20 protein-coding genes are annotated in these 21,310 nt (G+C 69.2%); 11 read left to right on the top strand and 9 right to left on the bottom strand.

Annotated elements, in window-relative coordinates; all coding sequences use genetic code 11:
• Window positions 1–4: 4 nt before the first annotated feature.
• Window positions 5–1,549: a CYTH and CHAD domain-containing protein gene (locus tag ACFOWB_RS05990; protein ID WP_378146226.1), complete on the top strand. Its 1,545-nt coding sequence runs from the start codon at window positions 5–7 to the stop codon at window positions 1,547–1,549.
• Between the two features lie 13 nt (window positions 1,550–1,562).
• Here the strand turns inward: ACFOWB_RS05990 and ACFOWB_RS05985 are convergent, their stop codons facing one another.
• Window positions 1,563–2,237 (bottom strand): helix-turn-helix domain-containing protein, encoded by a 675-nt coding sequence (locus ACFOWB_RS05985; protein WP_261404165.1) that lies wholly within the window; start codon window positions 2,235–2,237, stop codon window positions 1,563–1,565.
• A 172-nt stretch (window positions 2,238–2,409) separates the two neighbouring features.
• On the opposite strand from ACFOWB_RS05985, the gene ACFOWB_RS05980 reads away from it, so the two are divergent.
• The gene (locus tag ACFOWB_RS05980) at window positions 2,410–2,595 is read left to right on the top strand and encodes a hypothetical protein (RefSeq protein ID WP_261404166.1); all 186 of its coding nucleotides are present in this window, start codon (window positions 2,410–2,412) and stop codon (window positions 2,593–2,595) included.
• Between the two features lie 73 nt (window positions 2,596–2,668).
• Here the strand turns inward: ACFOWB_RS05980 and ACFOWB_RS05975 are convergent, their stop codons facing one another.
• Window positions 2,669–3,325, bottom strand: coding sequence for a hypothetical protein (locus tag ACFOWB_RS05975; protein WP_261404167.1), 657 nt, complete (start codon window positions 3,323–3,325; stop codon window positions 2,669–2,671).
• 246 nt (window positions 3,326–3,571) lie between these two features.
• Here ACFOWB_RS05975 and ACFOWB_RS05970 point away from each other — a divergent pair, with 246 nt between their 5' ends.
• The 3 genes from ACFOWB_RS05970 to ACFOWB_RS05960 all read left to right on the top strand — a co-directional run bounded on the left by ACFOWB_RS05970 (window position 3,572) and on the right by ACFOWB_RS05960 (window position 6,455).
• The gene (locus tag ACFOWB_RS05970) at window positions 3,572–4,297 is read left to right on the top strand and encodes a response regulator transcription factor (protein ID WP_261404168.1); all 726 of its coding nucleotides are present in this window, start codon (window positions 3,572–3,574) and stop codon (window positions 4,295–4,297) included.
• On the top strand, window positions 4,294–5,607 hold the full coding sequence (locus tag ACFOWB_RS05965; RefSeq protein ID WP_261404169.1) for an ATP-binding protein: 1,314 nt from the start codon (window positions 4,294–4,296) through the stop codon (window positions 5,605–5,607). The genes ACFOWB_RS05970 and ACFOWB_RS05965 overlap by 4 nt, the downstream gene beginning before the upstream one ends.
• Before the next feature lie 149 nt (window positions 5,608–5,756).
• Window positions 5,757–6,455, top strand: coding sequence for an EF-hand domain-containing protein (locus ACFOWB_RS05960; RefSeq protein ID WP_378146222.1), 699 nt, complete (start codon window positions 5,757–5,759; stop codon window positions 6,453–6,455).
• A 39-nt stretch (window positions 6,456–6,494) separates the two neighbouring features.
• Here the strand turns inward: ACFOWB_RS05960 and ACFOWB_RS05955 are convergent, their stop codons facing one another.
• Entirely contained in the window at window positions 6,495–6,680 is a 186-nt protein-coding gene (locus ACFOWB_RS05955; protein WP_378146220.1) for a hypothetical protein, read from the bottom strand.
• A 444-nt stretch (window positions 6,681–7,124) separates the two neighbouring features.
• Here ACFOWB_RS05955 and ACFOWB_RS05950 point away from each other — a divergent pair, with 444 nt between their 5' ends.
• Window positions 7,125–7,574, top strand: coding sequence for an RrF2 family transcriptional regulator (locus tag ACFOWB_RS05950; RefSeq protein WP_261404172.1), 450 nt, complete (start codon window positions 7,125–7,127; stop codon window positions 7,572–7,574).
• A 106-nt stretch (window positions 7,575–7,680) separates the two neighbouring features.
• Window positions 7,681–8,214, top strand: coding sequence for a hypothetical protein (locus ACFOWB_RS05945; RefSeq protein ID WP_261404173.1), 534 nt, complete (start codon window positions 7,681–7,683; stop codon window positions 8,212–8,214).
• Here ACFOWB_RS05945 and ACFOWB_RS05940 read toward each other — a convergent pair.
• The 3 genes from ACFOWB_RS05940 to ACFOWB_RS05930 all read right to left on the bottom strand — a co-directional run bounded on the left by ACFOWB_RS05940 (window position 8,198) and on the right by ACFOWB_RS05930 (window position 10,780).
• Window positions 8,198–9,037: an RNA methyltransferase gene (locus ACFOWB_RS05940; RefSeq protein WP_261404174.1), complete on the bottom strand. Its 840-nt coding sequence runs from the start codon at window positions 9,035–9,037 to the stop codon at window positions 8,198–8,200. The two genes, ACFOWB_RS05945 and ACFOWB_RS05940, sit on opposite strands and share 17 nt — an antisense overlap.
• A gap of 55 nt (window positions 9,038–9,092) precedes the next feature.
• Complete coding sequence (locus tag ACFOWB_RS05935) at window positions 9,093–10,292, bottom strand: MFS transporter (protein WP_261404175.1); 1,200 nt, start codon at window positions 10,290–10,292, stop codon at window positions 9,093–9,095.
• Between the two features lie 164 nt (window positions 10,293–10,456).
• Window positions 10,457–10,780, bottom strand: a complete 324-nt coding sequence (locus tag ACFOWB_RS05930; RefSeq protein WP_261404176.1) for a hypothetical protein — start codon at window positions 10,778–10,780, stop codon at window positions 10,457–10,459.
• Between the two features lie 198 nt (window positions 10,781–10,978).
• Between ACFOWB_RS05930 and ACFOWB_RS05925 the strand changes: the two genes are divergently transcribed.
• From ACFOWB_RS05925 to ACFOWB_RS05910, 4 genes are all read left to right on the top strand, one after another.
• Entirely contained in the window at window positions 10,979–11,722 is a 744-nt protein-coding gene (locus tag ACFOWB_RS05925; protein ID WP_261404177.1) for a hypothetical protein, read from the top strand.
• A gap of 83 nt (window positions 11,723–11,805) precedes the next feature.
• A complete protein-coding gene (locus tag ACFOWB_RS05920; RefSeq protein ID WP_261404178.1) occupies window positions 11,806–13,017 on the top strand; it encodes an NADP-dependent isocitrate dehydrogenase in 1,212 nt (403 codons plus the stop codon).
• A 305-nt stretch (window positions 13,018–13,322) separates the two neighbouring features.
• Complete coding sequence (locus ACFOWB_RS05915; protein ID WP_261404179.1) at window positions 13,323–13,541, top strand: hypothetical protein; 219 nt, start codon at window positions 13,323–13,325, stop codon at window positions 13,539–13,541.
• Window positions 13,542–13,692: 151 nt separating this feature from the next.
• Entirely contained in the window at window positions 13,693–14,031 is a 339-nt protein-coding gene (locus tag ACFOWB_RS05910) for a hypothetical protein (RefSeq protein WP_378146215.1), read from the top strand.
• Window positions 14,032–14,228: 197 nt separating this feature from the next.
• Here ACFOWB_RS05910 and alaS read toward each other — a convergent pair whose 3' ends face one another.
• The 3 genes from alaS to cckA all read right to left on the bottom strand — a co-directional run bounded on the left by alaS (window position 14,229) and on the right by cckA (window position 21,125).
• Window positions 14,229–16,886 carry an alanine--tRNA ligase gene (gene alaS, locus ACFOWB_RS05905; RefSeq protein WP_378146213.1) on the bottom strand — a complete coding sequence of 886 codons (2,658 nt, stop codon included), beginning with the start codon at window positions 16,884–16,886 and terminating at the stop codon, window positions 14,229–14,231.
• A gap of 277 nt (window positions 16,887–17,163) precedes the next feature.
• The gene (gene recA, locus ACFOWB_RS05900) at window positions 17,164–18,243 is read right to left on the bottom strand and encodes a recombinase RecA (RefSeq protein WP_261404181.1); all 1,080 of its coding nucleotides are present in this window, start codon (window positions 18,241–18,243) and stop codon (window positions 17,164–17,166) included.
• A gap of 323 nt (window positions 18,244–18,566) precedes the next feature.
• A complete protein-coding gene (cckA, locus tag ACFOWB_RS05895; protein ID WP_378146210.1) occupies window positions 18,567–21,125 on the bottom strand; it encodes a cell cycle histidine kinase CckA in 2,559 nt (852 codons plus the stop codon).
• Window positions 21,126–21,310 lie beyond the last annotated feature (185 nt).

Below are 21,310 nucleotides of genomic sequence, written 5' to 3'. Positions count from 1 at the left end.
TCCCATGGCCGCCAACAAGGAAATCGAGCTCAAGCTCGTCGGCGACGCCTCCGACCTCGACGCGCTCGAGAGGTCGGCCCCGCTGATGGAAGCGGGCCCCGCGCGCACGACGTCGTTGTCCTCGACCTATTTCGACGCCCCTGACCTGCGGCTGCACAAAGCCGGGGTCGCGCTCAGAATTCGCGAGATCGACGGAGGCCGGCGCCTCCAGACCGTGAAGACGCGCGGCGACGGCCTGTTCGCGCGCGGAGAATGGGAATCGGCGGTCGAACGCCGGGAGCCGGACCTCAACAGCCTGAAGGGCACGCCCGCAGCTGGCCTGTTCTCGGCGGACGAGCCCTTCGACGCGCTGTTCACGGTGGCGGTCGAGCGCACGGTCCGACAGGTGACGCGCGGCCGCTCGCGTATCGAGATTGCGATCGACCGCGGCCGGATCTTCAAGTCGGCGGATCCGGTTTCGGCGATCGCCGTCGGCGAGGTGGAGCTCGAGCTTCTCGCCGGCGCGCCGCAGGACCTGTTCGCGCTCGCCGCCGACATCATGGCCGCCGCTCCCTTGCGGCTCGGCGTCGCGAGCAAGAGCGCGCGCGGCCACGCCTTGCTGGAAGGGCGGCTCAACGACGTCGCCAATGCCCAGCCGGTGCCGTTCGGCGACGAGCCGAGCGCCGCCGACGCGTTCCGCGCGATCGCGAACGCCTGTCTCGTGCAGTTGCGGATGAACGAGGACGTGATGCTGGCGCGGCGCGATTCGGACGCCCTCCACCAGACGCGCGTCGCGATCCGCCGGCTGCGCTCCGCCTTCTCGCTGTTCGGCCCGCTGCTCCGGCACGCCCGCACGGACGAGCTGAAGGCGGAGTTGAAGCGATTGTCCGAACCGCTTGGTCCGGCCCGCGATCTCGACGTATTCCTCGCCGAGACGCTGGCGGACGAGCGCGAGCGACGGCCGGATGAATCCGGGCTGCTCAACCTCGAAAAGCAGCTTCAGACCCAGAAGGCGAAGGCCTATGACGGGGCGCTCGCGACGCTGCGGTCCGACGAGTGGCGCAGGCTCGTGGTCGAACTCGCTGGCTGGATCAATGTCGGCGCCTGGCTGCGCTCGCGCGATGAGCAGATCGCCAGGCAGATCGCGGGTCCGGCGCGGGACTTCGCCGCCACGGTGCTCGAGAAGCGCTACCGGCAGGTCCGCCGCAAGAGCCGGCGCATCACCAAGATCACCGACGAGAAACGCCACGACGCGCGCATCTCGGCCAAAAAACTGCGCTACGGATCGGAATTCTTCGCCGACCTCTTCGCCGACAAGCCGAAGCGCGAGCGGAAGCGCGTGGTCTTCGTCAAGGCGGTGAAGCGGCTGCAGGGCCGTCTCGGCGCGCTCAACGACGTGGCGACCGGACATGAGCTGATGGCGGACGCAGCCCAGACAGGGCGCTCGCGTTCGGCGGCCTTCGCGGCGGGCGTCACGGCCGCCGACGGCGACGCGCGCGCCGACGCGCTGCTGAAGGAGGCCAAGGAGACGCGCAAGGCGTTGATGGCGGCCGAGCCGTTCTGGCGGTGAGCCGCCCGCGCCGTCAGTCTTTCTCGTACATGATGATCGACAGATAGGTCATCGGCTTCTTCAGCAGGCGCTCCGGCCCATGCGGCGCGCCCGAGTCGAACAGCAGCGTGTCGCCGGGCTTCAGGTGATAGCTGTTGCCGCCATGGGCGTAGACCACCTCGCCGGTGAGCATGTGGATGAGTTCCGTCCCCTCGTGCTGGAAGGCGGTGAAGGGGGCGGCGTCCTCGGTCAGGGTGATGAGATAGGGCTCGCAGGCCACCGGCCCGCCAAGCATGTGGCCGAGCAGCTCGTAGTGGTGCCCGACCTTGGTGCCGCGCCGCTGGATCACCACGCCCTGCCCGGCCGGCACGTGCGAGCAGTCGCGCCGCTCCTCGAATTCGGAGAACAGCAGGCTGATCGGCACGTTGAGCGCCGCCGCCAGCGTCTGCAGCGTCGTCAACGAGGGAGAGATCTGGCCGTTCTCGATCTTCGAGAGCATGCCGGTCGACACCGTGGCCGCGCCTGCGAGTTCGGCGACCGTCAGCCCCATCAGCTTGCGGTGGTGGCGGATCTGGAGGCCGATCGCTTGTTCGAGCGTGCGGCGCTCCTGCGCCGCCGGAGCGCCCGATCCGGTGACGTAATCCTCCGCGTCGTCGATCGCCGAAGCGTCGACGGATGCGGCGGCCTCTTGGGAGGATCTTTTTGCCATCGTGCTCCTCGGCGCCTGTCCCGGCGAACGCCGGGAGAACCGAAGCATAGCCGCCGATGGCGCACGGCGGAACTCACGCGTCGCGGCCCTGCGACGCATTGAGCGCGAAGCAATTGTGGAACCCGGATCGGCCTCCATCGTTATCGGATGGCAACTATCGGGGAGACACGGCATGACGGAGCTCAGCGCGGAAGAGCGCGACACGCTGAATCAGCTGGTCGTGCGCGACGCCTTCGGCGTGTTCGACGGCGAAACCCTGTCAAATCTTCACGCGCGCGGTCTGGTGGCCTTTTCGCTCGACGGGTGGGAGGTGACGCAGCTTGGCCTGCTCAGCATCGACCAGCGCGTCTACGTCTAGTTTGCAGTCTTCGACGACAGACCGAGCGGGCGCGACGCGTGGGGGACGCCGCGCCCGCTCGTGGAGACGAGGCTTAGCCGGGCTGGGCCGGTCCTCGCTCCATCCCGCTCGAGCCGGGGGACGGCTCGTCGGGGCGTGACGGCGGCGCCTTCGAGCCGCCGAAACCTTCAGATCCGAAGCCCTTTCGACCGAAACCGTCCGGCCCCATGACGAGCGCGGCGCGTTCGAGCTGTTCAGGCGTCAGCTTCGGTTTGAGCGCCTCGATCGCGCTCTTCAGCTTTTCCGCGGCGCGGCCGCGCGCGACCGCGTCATCGGCCATCGCCTGCTCCGCGGAGAAAGCCTCCGGAGCGTCGGTCTTGGCCGGCGGCTTCGGCGGCGCGAGCATCGCCTGCAGCGCGTCGGAATAATCGCGCCACGCGTCGAGCTGGCCGGAGCGGATGCCGATCGCCGTTTCCTGCGCGGCGAGCACGGCGGCGAGCGGCGGGCCGAATTTCGGTCCGGGCGGCGGGCCGCCTCGCCAGCCATGCGGCCCCTTTGGACCGAAGGGCTTGGGACCGCGCGGATGAGGCGGCCTGTCCGGCCAGCCGGCCGCTGGGTCGAAATCGGCTCGGGCCAGCACGGTCACGGCCCTGTCCTGATCCTTCGTCGCCGTCGCCGGGGCCGCCCAGGCGAGCGAGCCCGCGACCATGGCCCCAAGGCCAAGCGCGAAGGCGAGGTGGAACGCTTTCATGGGCGTCTCCCTGTGGTTTCGTCGGGAGCCACCATGGAGGCCAGGCGTTGCGCGCTTACGTCCGGGCGGTGTGGAAACGTTTCCGGCAGGGCGATTTTCGTTTCCGAACGTTGCGGAGACCACAGGCGAGACGTTCGGCAACGCGGACGGTTTCGCCCGGCGAGCGGCGATCGGCTAAAAAGCGCCTCGCGCCGGCAGGTCGTTCTCGACGAGGGCCGACGCGTCTCGGCGAAAGACAGGACCGACGTGAACGCTTCTCCCCACATCCTCGTGGTCGACGACGACGAGGAGATCCGCAAGCTTCTCGGGCGCTATCTCCAGACCCAGGGCCTGAGGGTCTCGCTCGCCGCGAGCCTGAAGGAGCTGAAGGAAAAGCTGCACCGCGGCAGGCCCGATCTCGTCGTGCTCGACGTGATGCTGCCGGACGGCTCGGGCGTCGACTTCTGCCGCGACCTCCGGACGACGTCTGGCGTGCCCGTCATCCTCCTGACGGCGCTGAAAGAGGACGTCGACCGCATCATCGGGCTCGAGATCGGCGCCGACGACTATGTCGGAAAGCCGTTCAACCCGCGCGAACTGGTGGCGCGCATCCGCGCCGTGCTGCGCCGGACCGGCGAGCAGCGCGAGACGCCGCCCGCCTCGGGCCGACGCCATCGCTTCTCAGGCTTCACGGCCGACGCCGACTCGCGCCGGGTGGTCGACGAGACCGGCGCTGAGGTGCCGCTGACCGCCGGCGAGTTCGACCTGCTGATGGCGTTTCTCGAACGCCCGGGCCGCGTGCTGTCGCGCGAGCAGCTGCTCGACATCACGCAGGGGCGCAGCCTGGGACCGTTCGACAGATCGATCGACGTGCTCGTGAGCCGGGTGCGACGCAAACTCGGCGACCAGGGCGCGTTCCAGATCCTCAAGACGCTGCGGAACGGCGGCTATCAGATGACCGCCCGGGTGGAGACGGAGGCGGCGCCCGAATGAACGCTCTCGGCGTCCGCGTCGCCGCGCTCCTGACGCTTGCGATCCTGATTGTGGTCGGGGTCGCGACAGTCCTTGCGCTGCAGTTTCTGGGGCCCCCGCCGCCGCCCGGCGGTCCGCGCCGCGCCGCGGCCCAGCTCGCGATGGCGGTCCGCGCCGTCGAACGGCTGTCGACGGCGGAGTTCGAGAAGCTGGTGGCCGGCGGCGCCGTCTCGATCGGCTCCGCGCCGCCGCCCGGGCCCGAGATCGAGAGCGCGTCCGAGAAGCTCGAGGAAGCGCTTCGGCGCGAGGGCGCGCACGGCGAGGCGCGCGTGGTCGAACCCGCGCCCGGCGCGCCCGCGACCGCGGCCGTGCGGCTTTCCGACGGTCGATGGCTCTCGATCGAGACCGGCCCGCCGCCGGGCCCCGGCCGTCGCGAGTGGCTGGTCTTCGCGTTCTGGCTGGTGCTGATCGCGATCGGCGTCGCGGGGCTCGCGGCCTTTGTGGTGATCCGCTCGACGCGTCCGCTTTCCGTTCTGGAGCGCGCGGTCGCGGCCGTCGGCCCGGACGGCGAGTTCAAGGCGCTGCCGGAGGAAGGGCCGCCCGAAGTGCGGGCCGCGGCGCGCGCCATCAACCAGCTGTCGCTGCGCCTCAAAACCGCGATGGAGAGCCGGATGCGGCTCGTCGCGGCCGCCGGGCACGATCTGCGCACCCCCATGACGCGCATGCGGCTGCGGGCGGAGTTCCTGGCCGACGACGAGGAGCGCGGCAAATGGCTGGCCGACCTCGAAGAGCTCGACCGGATCGCCGACAGCGCCATCCGGCTCGTGCGCGAGGAGGTCGACCCGGACGCGCCTCAGACAGCCGACGTCGCCAAGATGACGAGCGAGATCGCCGCGGAGCTCAGCGAGATCGGACTGCCGGTGCGCGTCACGCGCGCTGCGCCCGCCCGGGCCCTGGTTCGGCCGCTCGCGATGAAGCGCGCGCTGCGCAACCTCGTGGTCAACGCCGCGACCCATGGACTGTCGGCGACGCTTTCGGTCGACGTGACGCCCGACAAGGTGGTGGTCGCGATCGAGGACGAGGGACCGGGCATCCCTCCCGAATTGCTCGAACGCGCCTTCGAGCCGTTCTTCCGCGTCGACCCGGCGCGCAAGGCCACGACGCCCGGCGCAGGGCTTGGCCTCGCCATCGCCAAGGAGATCGTGGCCCGCAACGGCGGCGGGCTGACGATCGCGAACAGGCCCTCGGGCGGCCTCGTCCAGGTCGTCACGCTCCCGCTCGCGAAGGCGCAGGGTGACGCAGCAACCGCCTGGAGCCGCCGCGCCTCGTAACCGAACGTTGCCGCCCGTGATGAGTTGTTTCAGGGGCGGTTTGTTAACGTTCGCGTGATCGTCGCGGCGCAAGCCTTTCCGTCACAGCGCTTTTTCCCGCGATGGCCGCGGAGGACAAAGTCGCCCTGTCACGCGAAAGGATGCGGGCCATGAGCATTGGAGCAGTCGGCGGCGGGAGCTCGATGCTCTCGAGCCTTATGATGAAGGCGCTCGACCAGGACAAGAGCGGGACGGCGTCGCTCGAGGAGTTCACCCCGCTCGGGCAGAGCCTCGAGACGACGTCAGCCGACAAGAGCGAGGACGCGCTCGCCAGGGCCTTCGCCTCGCTCGACTCAGACGAGGACGGTTCGCTCACCGAAGGCGAAATCGCCCAGGGGCTCGCCAAGTTCTCGTCCGAAAGCGCCGGCGCCCTGCTCGGCGCGCAGGAGGCGGCCCGCCCGCCGCCGCCCGGCGGCGCAGGCGGCCCGGGCGGAGGCTTCTTCGCCGAAGCGGACGCAGACGACTCCGGCTCGATCTCGCTCGACGAGTTTACGGCGGCAGGGCCGAAGTCGGTCTCGTCGGACGACGTCGAAAGCTTGTTCTCCGAAATCGACTCTGACGGCGACGGCGAGATTTCCTCGGACGAGGACGAAGCGTTCCGCACGGCTCAGGGTCCTCAAGGGCCAGGCGGACCGCCGCCGGCGCCGCCCGCGGGAGGCGGATCCGAGGCGTCGGACGAGACCGAGGACGAGACAGACCAGTTGCTCACGTCGTTGTCGGAGCTGCTCAGCGCCCGCGGGACCTACGCCTCGTCGAGCGCCAGCTTCATGGACGAGGCGATCTCGAGCCTGTTCACGGCGAAGGCGTAAAACCGGAAGCCCGCGAGGGTCCAAGGACCCGAGCGGCCCTCACCCGCCTCTGCGCGAAGGCTTCGGATCGATCGCTTCGGCGACGGCGCGGCGGGCGTCCGCCGCGCTGCGGAACAAGCGGCCCTCAAACCGGAAGGCCTCGCGGGCCGCGGCGAAAAAGCGGAACTGTCCGCGTTCGTCGCGAACGACGAGGCCGGCTTCGACGCCGTGGATTTCGATCAGCACTGCAGAATTCATGACGCGACGCGCGGCGCTCCGGCTCGCGCGCTCCCTTGAATCTCGATTGTCCCTGGAAAAAGCGAGCCCGGCTCCAGCGCCGGGCGAAGCGTCGTTTCAGCGGCGACATCGCCGGCTCATGGGCCGGGTCTCGAGTCGGGACATTGAGGACATCAAGGAGAAAGACACGCCGACGCTCCGTGAGGGTCTCCACGAAGCGCCGGCGCGCGTCGCGGCGCTTTAGCCTTGGGGATCGCGGCGCAAGCTGCCCTTCAAAAACCGCGGCCCCGGTCGATGGGGGGGACTTCAGGGATCGACCGGAACAAGGCTGACGATGTCCCTCTCGCGGCGCCGCGTCAAGATACATTTGATCATTTCGATAGATTATATAATTTCGGACCGCCGACGCAGCCTTCGCGACGAACGCGAGAGGGGCGCAAGGCGGAGGGCCGGATGCTCACCAAGAAAGCGAAATACGGGCTCAAGGCCATGGCGCATCTCGCGAAGCTGCCCCAGGGCTCGCCGGCCTTCGTGGCCGACATCGCGAGCGCCATCGGCGCCCCCAAGAAATTTCTGGACGCCATCCTCGGCGAACTCCGCAACGCCGGCATGCTGTGGAGCAAGAAGGGAAAGACCGGCGGCTACATGCTGGCGCGACGCCCCGAAGAGATCGCGGTCGGCGCGATTCTGCGCGTTCTCGACGGCCCCCTCGCCCCGATCGCCTGCGCGAGCAAGTCGGCCTTCTCCGCCTGCCAGGACTGCGAGGACCAGGAGACCTGCGAGGTGAGGCTCGTCATGCTCGAGGTTCGCGAAGCGATCGCCGACGTGCTCGACCGCGCCTCGCTCGCCGAGCTCCGCGACCTCGGCGAACCGGACATGGCGAGCTTCGTCTACGAGATCTGACGAGTCCGAAATACAACCCTGACGCAACCATATCTACAATTACACGTATTACGTGCTTTTTCGCTTCGTCACACTCTGTCGCGACACCGCCGGAGACCGAACCGCCATGGCCTCGAACGACCCCCGATCCGCCAACGTGATGGCCGACGTCATCTCGAGCGAGATCGTCAAGGATCCGAACTTCGTCACGACGCTTGGCCAACCCCAGGTTCTGCAGGGGCTCGTCGACAAGTCGATCGCGCAGACTGACGGCGCGAACAGCCTCGCGCTCAAAAAGACCGAGGCGGACCGCGACCTCACGCAGGCTTACGCCGACAGCCGCGTCTATCTCATCGCCGTCACTGCGCTCAGCCTCGTCTCGGTGATCGTCGTGGTGGCGATCGGCTTTCTCGCCTGGCGTCAGGTGGGTCCGCTGATCGCCGAAACCGCCGCAGCCGTGGACCCAGCGGCAGGGGCGCCCGGCGCCGCGCCTGCCGCGGCCGGAGGGGCGGCCGCTCCGGACCCCGACGCCGCGGCCGACAAGCTCGTCGAGGCGGCCCAGCGCCTCGTGATCGCGATTCCCGACGGGCTGGTGGCGCTCGGCTCCGCCGCCATCGGCGCGCTTGCCGGGCTGCTGGGGCCGCTCAGCTCCCGGAGGTGACGTCGTCGGCGTCCTTCAGCGGCTTCAGATAGGTCCGACCCCTGCCCTTCGGGCCCGGCCGCCCGTCGACGAGCGCCGCCACCATGCCGTGGAGCGTGCGGACGTCCTGCAGGCTCGGCTCCATCCGGTGGATCATGTTGCGGATGTTGCGGACCATCGAGGCGCGCTTGTCGGCCGAGCGGAAGAAGCCGCCCTCCTCGAGCTCGCCCTCGAGATGGGCGAACAGCGCCAGCGTCTCCTCATGGGTGGGCGGACGCGCGCGGGACGGCATCTCGAAGGCAGGCGCGCCGCCGGCCGCGGCCTTGAACCACTCGTAGCCCATGAGCAGCACCGCCATGCCGAGGTTGAGGCTCGCATAGGTGGGGTTCACCGGATAGGTGACGACGCGGGCGGCGAGCGCCACCTCGTCGTTCTCGAGCCCCGTGCGCTCGCGCCCGAACAGGATCGCGACCCGCCCGCCAGCGGTGATCTCGCCGAGCGCGCGGGCGGCCGCCGCCTCCGGCGCGTCGACGGGCTTGGCCTGCCCCCGCTCCCGCGCGGTCGTGGCGAAGACCAGCGTCGCGTCGGCGATCGCCTCCTCGACGGTCTCGAAGTTTCGCGCCGCGTCGAGCACATGGGTCGCGCCGGCGGAGAAGATGCGCGCCTTCTCGTCCGAGGCTTTCGCGCGGCCGTTCACGATCCGCAGATCGGCGAGCGCGAAGTTCGCCATGGCGCGCGCGACCGAACCGACGTTTTCTGAGAGTTGCGGCTCGACGAGAACGATCGCGGGGCCTGAGGGCAGGCTCAGCGAGAGGTCTTGCTTGGTGTGGTCGGTGCCGGCCATGCGCGTTCACTGGGACGTTACGGAGCGCCCCGATAGCACGCGTCAGCCAAAACCGTCAGGCCTTGCGACGCTCGGCGAAAGCAAACAGCAGCGCCGCCAGGGGCAAGGCCGCGCCGACGAGCGCAGTCGTGGCCCAGCCGAAATTGGTCATCAAGGGGCTGGTGATCGACGAGCCGAAGGCGCCGCCGAGGAACAGAACCGCGACGTAAAGCCCGTTGATGCGCCCGCGCGCCGCAGGGTTCAGGCCGTAGATGGTGCGCTGGCCGAAGATCATGTTGGCCTGCACGCCCATGTCGAGCACCACCGCGCCGAACAGCAGCGCCGCGACGCCCATCCAGAGGTCGCCGGCCGCGGCCGCAAAGCCGATCACCACGGCGGAGATCGCGAGCAGCGTGCCGGGGCGGGTGAAGCCGCGATCGGCGAGACGGCCCGCAACAGGGGCGATCAACGCGCCGCTCGCGCCTGCCAGCGCGAACAGGCCGATAAGCGAATGCGACAGGCCGTAGCCCTCCGACAGCCGCATCGGCGAGGCGGTCCAGAACATTGAGAAGGCGGCGAACATCGTCGCCTGGTAGAGCGCGCGGCGGCGAAGCTCCGGATAGGTCTTCCAGAGGTCGAGCATCGAGGCGAGGAAGGCCCCATAGGCGATGCCGCCTTCCGGCCGCCGCGACGGGATCAGCGCGCGCAGCATCAGCGCGACGGCCGCCATCAGCACGGCGGAAAGCGCGAAGACCGCGCGCCAGCCGAAGAAATCCGCGACCACGCCCGCGACAGGGCGGGCGAGAAGGATGCCGAACAAGAGGCCGCTCATGATGGTGCCGACCACCCGCCCGCGGGTCGCCTCGGGCGCCATGCCGGCGACGAGCGGCAGCAGCATTTGCGCGGCGACCGACGAGACGCCGATCAGCAGCGCTGCGGCGAGGAACACCGAACCGGTCGGCGCGAGCGCCGCTACGACGAGCGCCGCGACCGCAAAGCCGAGCGTGATGGTGAGCAGGCGCCGGCTCTCGAAGATGTCGACCAGCGGCGCGATCAGGATGAGGCCGACCGCGTAGCCGATCTGCGACAGGGCGACGACCGCGCTCGCGGCGGACGGCGCGATTGCGAGATCGCGCGCGATCAGGTCGACGAGCGGCTGGCCGTAATAGAGGTTCGCGACGATCGCCCCGCAGGCCACCGCCGCGGCCAGCACCACGGCCGTGCTCGGCGCCTCGTCGATCGCGCGGCTCGCGCCAAGGGTCTCGGTGCTGGACATGGGGATCGCCGGAAACTTCCTGAGAGGTTCCGGCTCATGTAGCCCCCCGGGTCCCGCGCGCCAGATGCTGCAGCGCAAGACAGGAATGCGCGGAGAGGCGGCGCGCCGCCGGCTCCGGCTGCGGCGGCGCGAGGGGAGGCGCCGCCGCTGAGGTCAGTCTGAGGTCAGTCGTCCTTGCCGCGGCCACGGCCGCGACGGCCGCCCTTGTCGTCGTTCTTGTCATGGCTCTTGCCGTCGTCGGCGCCGTGGCGGGCGAGCACGATCGGGGCGGCGTCGGAGGCCGAGGCGTGGCCGGAGCCGCGCTTGTGATGGCCCTTGTCGTCGTTCTTGTCGTGGTTCGCGCCGTCGTCGGCGCCGTGGCGGGCGAGAACGAGCGCGGCGGCCGGGTGGGAGACGGCCGCGTCCGTGGCGGGGGCGACGGCGGCGGAAGCGGGAAGCGCGCCGGCGACCGCAAGAGCGCCGAGGGCGATGAGCGTACGAACGATCATGACGTATCCTTTCTCGGGTTCGGCGGGATGAGGGCTGCGGGCCCCGAGCCGATGGAGACAAGACCTAACGGACGCCGCCCCATGCCTGCCTGACGCAGCGGGTCAGCTTCGCGTCAGCTTGGATGCGCTAAGCATAGATACGGCCGATGCGCAGGCGTTCGGCGCCAAGATCGCATCTATATTTCACAGGACTTCACCATGACGCGCGCGTTGCACGCCGTCTTCGGGAGAGCTTTGTCCGCGGCCATGGCCTGCGCGATCGCGACTTCGCCCTCGGGCGCCGTCGCCGCGAAGCGCCGGAGCGCCGCGATGGCGCCGGCTTTCGCCGGGGCGCTGTTTCGGGCGCCGGACGCCGACGGGCTCACCTCCCGCCGCCGCGCGACGCTGCGGCTGTCAGACGCCGCGGACGACCTCGACGATCCGTTCTCCGAGGGTTCGGCGGCGGGATCGCGCGGCCTCGAACTCGCCCCCGGATGGACGGCCAAGGCGTCGGTCTATGGCGCGGGCCGCCCCGACCGGAGCCGATCGCCGCTCGACGCTTCGACCGATGGTTTTTCGTCTCGCCTCACGCGCTCCTTTGGCCAAGGCGCCTCGCTTTCGAGTTCGGTCGAGACCGATCCGTCCGTCATGACCACCACGCTCGAAGCAAAGCAGGAGTTCCGTGGAACGGTCGGACGCCGCAAGGCGGTGGTGTCGGGCCTCGAGGTCGGCTGGGCGCGCGAGCAGAAGGTCGGCCACGGCTTCTACGCTTCCTTCGCGCAAGGCGGCGTCGCCCAGACCCGCCGGGGAACCTCCCACCTCACCCGCGACGCCCTCTGGATCAACAGCAAGACCAGCGTCGAGATCGCGCCGAGCCTCTCGCTCACGGCCGAGTTCGAGGCCGAAACCAACTCCGGCGGCCGCATGCTGCTGGGCTACTTCGGGATTAAGCAGAACTGGTGACCGCCCTTCAGCCTTGGCGGGGTTCGCGCCCACATGCTAGAGCGTGCGGCGCACCATCCCCCTTCCCGAAGGATCCGAGCCACATGTCCAAGATCAAGGTCGCCAATCCAGTCGTCGAACTCGACGGCGACGAGATGACCCGCATCATCTGGCAGTCGATCAAGGACAAGCTGATCCATCCCTATCTCGACCTCGACCTGCACTACTACGACCTCGGCGTCGAGCACCGCGACGCGACCGAGGACAAGGTGACGGTCGAGGCGGCGGAAGCGATCAAGAAGCACGGCGTCGGCGTGAAGTGCGCGACGATCACCCCCGACGAGCAGCGGGTCGAGGAGTTCGGCCTCAAGAAGATGTGGCGCTCGCCGAACGGCACCATCCGCAACATCCTCGGCGGCGTGATCTTCCGTGAGCCGATCATCTGCAAGAACGTGCCGCGCCTCGTGCCGGGCTGGACGCAGCCGATCGTGGTCGGCCGCCACGCTTTCGGCGACCAGTACCGCGCGACGGACTTCAAGTTCCCGGGCAAAGGCAAGTTGACGATCAAGTTCGTGGGCGAAGACGGCACGACGATCGAGCACGAGGTGTTCGACGCGCCGGGCTCAGGCGTCGCCATGGCGATGTACAATCTCGACGAGTCCATCAAGGACTTCGCCCGCGCTTCGCTGAACTACGGCCTCGCGCGCGGCTTCCCGGTCTATCTCTCGACCAAGAACACGATCCTCAAGGCCTATGACGGCCGCTTCAAGGACATCTTCCAGGCGGTCTACGACGGGGAGTTCAAGGACAAGTTCGCCGCCGCCAAGATCTGGTACGAGCACCGCCTGATCGACGACATGGTGGCCTCGGCGCTGAAGTGGTCCGGCGGCTATGTCTGGGCCTGCAAGAACTATGACGGCGACGTCCAGTCCGACACGGTGGCGCAGGGCTTCGGCTCGCTCGGCCTGATGACGTCGGTGCTCACCACCCCGGACGGCAAGATCATGGAGGCGGAAGCCGCGCACGGCACCGTCACCCGCCACTACCGCGAGCACCAGAAGGGCAAGGCGACCTCGACCAACTCGATCGCCTCGATCTTCGCCTGGACCCGCGGCCTCGGCCACCGCGCCAAGCTCGACGACAACGCGCAGCTCAAGACCTTCGCCGAGACGCTGGAGAAGGTCTGCGTCGACACGGTCGAGAGCGGCTTCATGACCAAGGACCTCGCGCTGCTCGTCGGCGACGAGCAGAAGTGGCTGACCACCGAGGGCTTCCTCGACAAGGTCGACGAGAACCTCCAGAAGGCCATGGCCTGAGGTTTCGGCGTGGCGGCGCGGTTCTGGCCGCGCCGCCCGTCATGCTCGATGCTTATCCCATAATCCGAAGTCATGATCACCTGCGCAAAGGCGGTGGCGTGACGTCGTGTTTGGCCCCACATTCTCGGCGCATCTTACCGCCAACTGTCGCACAGACATTATGAACCCGCGTTCATCTCTCTGAACCTCACCTAAATCGCTGCTTCGCGCGCGGTTCATCCGCGCCCCGATACCGTCCTTCCATTGTCGAGAGGCGTCACCGTGCGCAAGCAGGGCCGCCTTGAACGAGATGAGGGACGACGACGATGACGGACTCGGCCAAACAGACCGCGCTTTTCTTCGGCTTCGTGACCGCCGCCATGACCTACGCCTCGGCGCAGGCGACGCCTGTCCATCCGCAGCCGACCGGCGTGGGCGCAGCGCAGCAGACCATGGTCGAAAAGACCAAGCTGGACCGCAAGCGCGTCGCTCGCATCGAGCATGAGATCAAGATCAGCAACCAGCGCCGATCCAAACCCGCCTAATTTCGCGCCACAGGACATCGACTGTGCAAGTCGATCACGATTTTCGCGACGCTGACTTTCAGCGGAACGATGCGGCGCCACGACCTGTTGGTCTGTCGAAGCCCGACGCCAGACTTCGGCGCCTCGCATCGAAACTGTACAGGAAACAATTATGTCTATGATTTTCAGAAACGCCGCTCTCGCCGCCGCCATTCTCGCCTCGAGCGCGACTTACGCGGTCGCCCAGTCTGGCCCTGTCGACGGCAAGGGGCAGGCCGGGGCCGCCGCGCACCGCACCATCCAGCAGGACACGGTCGCAAGAGGCGATTATTCGGCGGCTGAGGAGCAGATGGTCGCGCCGTCCGAGAGCTATCGCTCGGCGGAGCTGCGGCGCGGATCGGAACGCGGATATGAGACGCGGTCCGTCTCGGAGCCGCGCGGCTACAGGTCTGACGCGCAGATGAGCGAGGAGCCCTCGGCCGAGGTCAGCGGTCCGCAGGACCGCCGCTAAGCGTCACGGCGCACGATCGCCGGAGAGAGACGAGGCCGCCGGCGATCGCCCGGCGGCCTTTTCGTTGCGTCTTCGCCGACGGATGCTCGTTCGGCCCGAGCCTCGCCGGCATGTCGTCTGGCAGAAGCTCGCCGCGCGAACGATCGGCTGACTGCGCCAACGTCCCCATCGGCTCAAGCGGCTGCTGCGTCGTCCGCTCAGGCCGCCTCGAGCTTGGCCGCCACCGCGTCGAGCGCTTCGGCCGCCTTCGCGCCGTCCGGTCCGCCGGCCTGCGCCATGTCGGGCCGACCGCCGCCGCCCGAACCGCCGAGCGCCGCCGAGGCGACGCGCACGAGGTCGACGGCGTTGAACTTCGCGGTCAGGTCCGCCGTGACGCCCACCACCACGCCGGCCTTGCCCTCGGCAGTGACGCCCACGATCGCCGCGACGCCGGAGCCGAGCGACTTCTTGGCCTCGTCGACGAGGCCCTTGAGATCCTTCATCTCGACGCCTTCGACGGTTCTGGCGAACAGTTTCACGCCGCCCACCTCGCGGGTCGCGTCCTGCGCGCCGCCGCCTCCGCCGCCCATGGCGAGCTTCTTGCGGGCGTCAGCGAGCTCGCGCTCGAGGCGTTTGCGCTCCTCGATGAGAGTCTCCACGCGGGCCACGACCTCAGCCTCAGGGGCCTTCAGCAGCGCCGCGAGATCGGCGACGCGCGCGTTCTGGCTTTCGAGATAAAGCCGCGCCGCCTCGCCGGTGAGCGCCTCGACGCGGCGGACGCCGGACGCCACGCCGCTCTCGCCCACGATGGTGATCGGCCCGATCTCGCCGGTCGAGGCCACATGGGTGCCGCCGCAGAGCTCGACCGAAAACGCCTTGTTCGAGCCCTCGGCCGCGCGGCCCATCGAGACCACGCGAACCTCCTCGCCATACTTCTCGCCGAAGAGCGCCCGGGCGCCCGACTCCATGGCGTCGGCGACCGGCATCACGCGGGTGACCACCGGATCGTTCTGCCAGACGACGGCGTTGGCCAGCCGCTCGATCTCGCTCAGCTCGGCGTCCGAGATGGGCTTGGGGTGGCTGAAGTCGAAGCGCAGGCGATCGGGCGCGACCAGCGAACCCTTCTGGGCGATGTGGTCGCCGAGCGTGAGGCGCAGCGCTTCATGCAGCAGATGGGTGGCGGAATGGTTGCCGCGCACCTCGGAGCGGCGCGCATGCTCGACCTCGAGCGTCAGCTCGTCGCCGACCGCGACCGAGCCTTCCGTGACCTCGACCGTATGGACGAAGAGGTCGCCGAGCTTTTTGGAGACGTCCGTCACGCGAAGCTTCGCGCCGTCGCCCGCCATCGAGCCGTGGTCGCCGACCTGACCGCCGGATTCGGCGTAGAACGGCGTCTGGTTCAGCACCACCGCGCCGGTTTCGCCGGCGTTCAGCCGCTCGACCTCCTGACCGTCGCGAAGCAGCGCGACGACGGCGCCTTGCGCCTTTTCTTCCGCGTATCCGAGAAACTCCGTCGCTCCGACGCGGTCGCGCAGGCCGAACCACACCGTTTCGGTCGCGGCTTCGCCCGAGCCCGACCAGGCGGCGCGCGCCTCGGCCTTCTGCTTGGCCATGGCGGCGTCGAAGCCGGCGGTGTCGACCGTGATGCCGCGCGGACGCAGGGCGTCCTGCGTGAGATCGAGCGGGAAACCGTAGGTGTCGTAGAGCTTGAAGGCGGTTTCGCCCGAGAGGCTGCCGCCGGACGTCAGGCCGTCGGTCGCCTCGTCGAGAAGGCCGAGCCCGCGCGCGAGCGTCTGGCGGAAGCGAGTCTCCTCGCGCTCCAGCGTTTCGGCGATCAGGCCTTCGGCGCGCACGAGCTCAGGGTAGGCGCCGCCCATCTCGCGCGCGAGCGCGGGCACGAGGCGGTGCATCAGCGGCTCCTTGGCGCCGATGAGCTGCGCATGGCGCATGGCGCGGCGCATGATGCGGCGGAGCACGTAGCCGCGGCCCTCGTTGCCCGGCAGCACCCCCTCGGCGACGAGGAAGCTCGATGCGCGCAGGTGATCGGCGATGACGCGGTGGCTCGCGAGCGCTGCGCCTTCCGCCGGCACACCGGAGGCCTCGACGCTCGCCCGGATCAGCGCGCGGAAGAGGTCCGTCTCGAACACCGACTGGACGCCCTGCAGCAGCGCCGACATGCGCTCGAGGCCCATGCCCGTGTCGATCGAGGGGCGCGGCAGGTCGCGGCGGTCGCCCGGCGCGATCTGGTCGTACTGCATGAAGACCAGGTTCCAGAATTCGAGGAACCGGTCGCCGTCCTCGTCCGCGCTGCCGGGAGGGCCGCCGAACACGCTCTCGCCCTGGTCGAAGAAGAGCTCCGAGCACGGCCCGCAGGGGCCGGTCTCGCCTGCGGCCCAGAAATTGTCGGAGCTTGCGATGCGGATGATGCGGCGGTCGGAGAAGCCCGCGATCTTCTTCCAGAGATCGGCCGCCTCGTCGTCGTCGATGTAGACGGTGACGAGCAGCCGGCTCGCCGGAATGTCGAAATGCTTGGTGACGAGGTTCCAGGCGAGCTCGATGGCCCGTTCCTTGAAATAGTCGCCGAACGAGAAATTGCCGAGCATCTCGAAGAAGGTGAGATGGCGCGCCGTGTAGCCGACATTGTCGAGGTCGTTGTGCTTGCCGCCGGCGCGCAGGCATTTCTGGGCTGTGGTCGCGGTGGCGTAAGCGCGCTTCTCGACGCCGGTGAACAGCGTCTTGAACTGGACCATGCCGGCGCTGGTGAACATCAGCGTCGGGTCGTTCCGAGGCACGAGCGGACCCGAGGCGACCGGGGCGTGGCCCTCGGTCGCGAAGTAGTCGAGGAAGGTCTTGCGGATTTCGTTGACGCCGCTCATCGCGCTGAAGTTCGCCTGGATCTCTAGAAAAGGCGGTCGCCCGGAGGGCGACGCGGCAGGCGTCGCCGGAAATGACCGGCGCCCCGTGGCGCGGCGCTCGCGGCCGCGCCACGGGGCGCGGCGGCACCATAGCCAGGGCGTTCTCGCGATGTCCAGAAATCCCGTCCGCCGCCGCCCTCGACGACGAAAAGGCCGCGCCGGAGAAGCCGGCGCGGGCCTTTCTGAAACCCTCTCGGTCAGCCGACCCGCTCGTCGCGAGGCCGTCGCGAGCTCTTGCTTAATCGGCGTCGACGTCCGGATCGTTGGGGTCGACCTGGTCGAAGATCTTCTCGGCGATGATGCCCGAGGCCTGGCGAACCTCCGACTCGATCCGCCGCGCGATCTCGACGTTCTCCTTGAGATAGACCTTCGCGTTCTCACGGCCCTGGCCGAGACGCTGGCTGTCATAGGAGTACCAGGCGCCCGACTTCTCGACGATGCCGGCCTTGACGCCGAGATCGATCAGCTCGCCGGTCTTCGACACGCCCTCGCCGTACATGATGTCGAACTCGACCTGCTTGAACGGCGGCGCGACCTTGTTCTTGACCACCTTGACGCGGGTCTGGTTGCCCACGACCTCGTCGCGCTCCTTGATGGCGCCGATGCGACGGATGTCGAGGCGCACCGAGGCGTAGAACTTGAGCGCGTTGCCGCCCGTGGTGGTCTCGGGCGAACCGTACATCACGCCGATCTTCATGCGGATCTGATTGATGAAGATCACCATGGTGTTGGACTTCGAGATCGAGCCCGTGAGCTTCCGCAGCGCCTGGCTCATCAGGCGCGCCTGAAGGCCGGGCTGCACCTCGCCCATCTCGCCCTCGAGCTCGGCGCGCGGCGTGAGCGCGGCGACCGAATCGACCACCAGCACGTCGATCGCGCCCGAGCGCACCAGCGTGTCGGCGATCTCGAGCGCCTGCTCGCCGGTGTCCGGCTGCGAGATCAGCAGATCCTCGAGGTTCACGCCGAGCTTGCGGGCGTAAACCGGATCGAGCGCGTGCTCGGCGTCGACGAAGGCGCAGACGCCGCCCTTCTTCTGGGCCTCGGCGATGGTGTGCAGCGCAAGCGTGGTCTTGCCCGAGCTTTCCGGGCCGAAGATCTCGACGATGCGGCCGCGCGGCAGGCCGCCGACGCCGAGCGCGATGTCGAGGCCGAGCGAGCCGGTGGAGACGGTCGCGATCTCGGCCGCGGCCTGCCCGGCGCCGAGTCGCATGATCGAGCCTTTTCCGAAGGCGCGCTCGATCTGAGACAGGGCGGCGTCGAGCGCCTTGGTCTTGTCCATGGAGCTTCCTTCGACGAGACGAAGCGAGGGCTGGGGCATCGCGGGGGCTCCTTATGGCACGGGCTGCTGCGGGGCTTCAACGCGATGAGATGTACCGTTTTTGTTCACGGAACACAAGTAGAACATATGGGGTTGAGGGCGAGCGGAACACGCTAGCGGTTGATCCGGGGGCGCGGATCGTCTGGCGAATCGATCGCAGAACCCGCCGCCGTCGTCCCGGCCGGAGAGCCGGGATCCAGATCCGCCGGCGAAACAGAAGACGCCGGACGAACCGAAACGCCTTGATTGAACAGACCTTCAGTTCTCCGCCCGGGCTCAAGGCCGCGACGACGGCCGCGGCTCCACGCGAGGGCCTCGCGGACTCAACTCCCCGCCGCGCCGTCGCCGATCGTCTCCTTCACGGCCTGGATGAGCTGCTTCAGGCTGAAGGGTTTCGGCAGGAACGAGAAGGTCTCGCCCTCGGGCAGGTTTTTCTTGAAGGCGTCCTCGGCGTAGCCGGACACGAAGATGATCTTGAGCGTCGGCTGCGTCTTGCGGAGCTCGCGCAGCAGGCTCGGCCCGTCCATCTCGGGCATCACCACGTCCGAGACCACGAGCTGGATCTCGGAGCCGTGGGTCTTCATCTGCTCGAGCGCCTCAACGCCCGAGCGCGCCTCGACCACGGTGTAGCCGCGCGAGGCGAGCGCGCGGGCTCCGAAGGCCCGCACCGCGTCTTCGTCCTCGACCAGCAGCACGGTGCCGGAGCCGGTCATGTCCTGCTGGGGCGCGGCGGCCGCCACCGCGGGCTTGGCCTCGTCCTCGGCCACGGCGTGGTGGCGCGGCAGGAACACGCGGAAGATCGCGCCGCGGCCGGGCTCGGAGACCGCGAACACATAGCCGTCGGTCTGCTTCACGATGCCGTAGACGGTCGAGAGCCCGAGGCCCGTGCCCTTGCCCACTTCCTTGGTCGAGAAGAACGGCTCGAAGATCTTGTCGATGATCTCGGACGGAATGCCGGGGCCGGTGTCCTCGACGTCGATCTGGACGTAGTCCGCCGCCTGCATCTCGGCGTGGCCGAGCGCGGGAACCTCGGCGGCGGCGATGTTGCGCGTGCGGATGGTGACGAGGCCGCCTTCCGCGCCGGATTTGCCGTCCATCATGGCGTCGCGGGCGTTCACCACCAGGTTGATGATCACCTGCTCGAACTGGTTGAGGTCGGCCTTGATCAGCCACAGGTCGCGCCCGTGCACGACCTCGAGCTTGATCTTCTCGCCGAGCAGCCGCGAAAGCAGCATGCGCACGTCCGCCAGCACGTCGCCGAGCGCGATGACCTGCGGGCGCAGCGTCTGGCGGCGCGAGAAGGCCAGCAGCTGGCGAACGAGGCTCGCGGCCCGGTTCGCGTTCTGCTTGATCTGCATGATGTCCTGGAAGGACGGGTCGGTCGGCCGGTGATTGGCGAGCAGCAGGTCCGAATAGCCGATGATCGCGGTGAGCACGTTGTTGAAGTCGTGCGCGACGCCGCCCGCAAGCTGGCCGACGGCGTTCATCTTCTGGCTCTGGGCGAACTTGGCCTCGAGCGCCTTCTGGTCGGTGGTGTCGAGCGCGTAGACCACCGCCGCCTCGTCGTCGCCGTCGCGATCGTCGACGCGGGTGACGAAAAGCGTCGCGGAGCGTCCGGCCTCGCCCGGCAGGGTCGCCTCGACGGGCGCGATGTCGCCCTCCCCGCGCGCCGCCGCCGAGACCGCGGCCTCGAGCGCGGTGCGGTCGCGTTCGGCGGCGAGGCAGGCGAACACCGAGCGCTCGTCGCCCTCCCCGCGCAGCCGGTCGCCGAAAAGCTTGGCGAAGGGCGCGTTGGCGCGGGCGATCCGGCCGCGCGCGTCCACGGTCGCGATCGCGAGCGGCGTGTTGTTGAAGAAGCGCGCGAACCGCACCTCGGCGGCGCGCAGGGGCTCGGAGACGTCCTGGCCAGGGCCGCGGTCGAGCACGAGCGTGCGCGAGGCGCCGGCCGCCCCGTCCTGCCCCCAGGCGACGGCGTGCAGCAGCCGCGCCGGCGTCGGCCGGCCGCCGCGGGTCCTCAGATCGACGTCGATGATCTCGGTCGAGGTGCCGCCCGGGGCCGGGGCCGCCGCCTCGACGAGCGCCGCGCCTTCGCCCGCAAGGATGTCGCGCAGCTTCAGCGCGCCGGGGCCGACGCGGGTGAGATCCTGGTCCAGCCAACCGGCGAGCGTGGCGTTCATATAGACAATCGAGCCGTCGGCTTCGGCGGCGAAGAAGCCGGCGGGCGCATGGTCGAGGAAGTCGACCGCATGCTGCAGCTCCTGGAACACGTTCTCCTGGCGCTCGCGCTCGCCGGTGACGTCGGAGAGCGTCCAGACCGTCTCCGCGGCGCCGGCGCGCGTCACCGGCCGCACGCCGATGCGGAACCAGGCGCCGCGCCCGTCCGGCAGCGTCGCGCGCGCTTCTTCGAAGGCGCGCTTGCCGCCGCTCGCGGCCTGCGAGAGCCGGTAGATCGCCTCGGCGACGTCGGCGTTGCCGGCGAAGACGCGCTCCACCGTCCGGGCGGCGGCGGGCCCTTCAGCGCGCGTGAGGTCGAGATAAGCGTCGTTGGCGAGCACGATCCGGCCGCTCTGGTCGGTCACCAGCACGCCGTGCTCGTCGGTCGCGACGATGGCGCGGGAAAGCTCGTCGCGCGCGCCGCGCGAGCCGACCTGCACGAGGCCGATGGCGGCGGCGAACAGCGCGAAGACGCCGACGACCGAAAGGATCGCGAGCAGCGCGAGGATCCACGGCTGCGCCTCCTCGCCCTTCAGGAACGAGATCGCGAGCCCCGCCCCGACGAGGGCGACGGCCAGCAGCGCCACGAGGCCGATCGAACCGGAACGGCCCGACCGGTCGATCGGCGGCTCTGCGGCGCGTTCGCCGCCCTCGGCGAGGCTCGACATGGCGGCTCCTGACGGACGTTGCGATTCGCGCGGGCCGGGAGACCCTCGACGTCGCTGCGAAGATGCGGCGAGACGAGAGGCCGCGCAACACGGAGGCGGACCCGAGGGGCTCGACGCGCGCGCCCGGCGTGCTAAAAGTCCGCGAAACGAGGCCGCGCGGCCTCACGCCTTCGGAGTTCGCCTTC

This window comes from Chenggangzhangella methanolivorans (assembly GCF_042648545.1).
GTDB lineage: Bacteria > Pseudomonadota > Alphaproteobacteria > Rhizobiales > Methylopilaceae > Methylopila > Methylopila methanolivorans.
The sequence above is the reverse complement of the archived record's forward strand: the minus strand, read 5'-3'. Positions and strand labels throughout refer to the sequence as shown.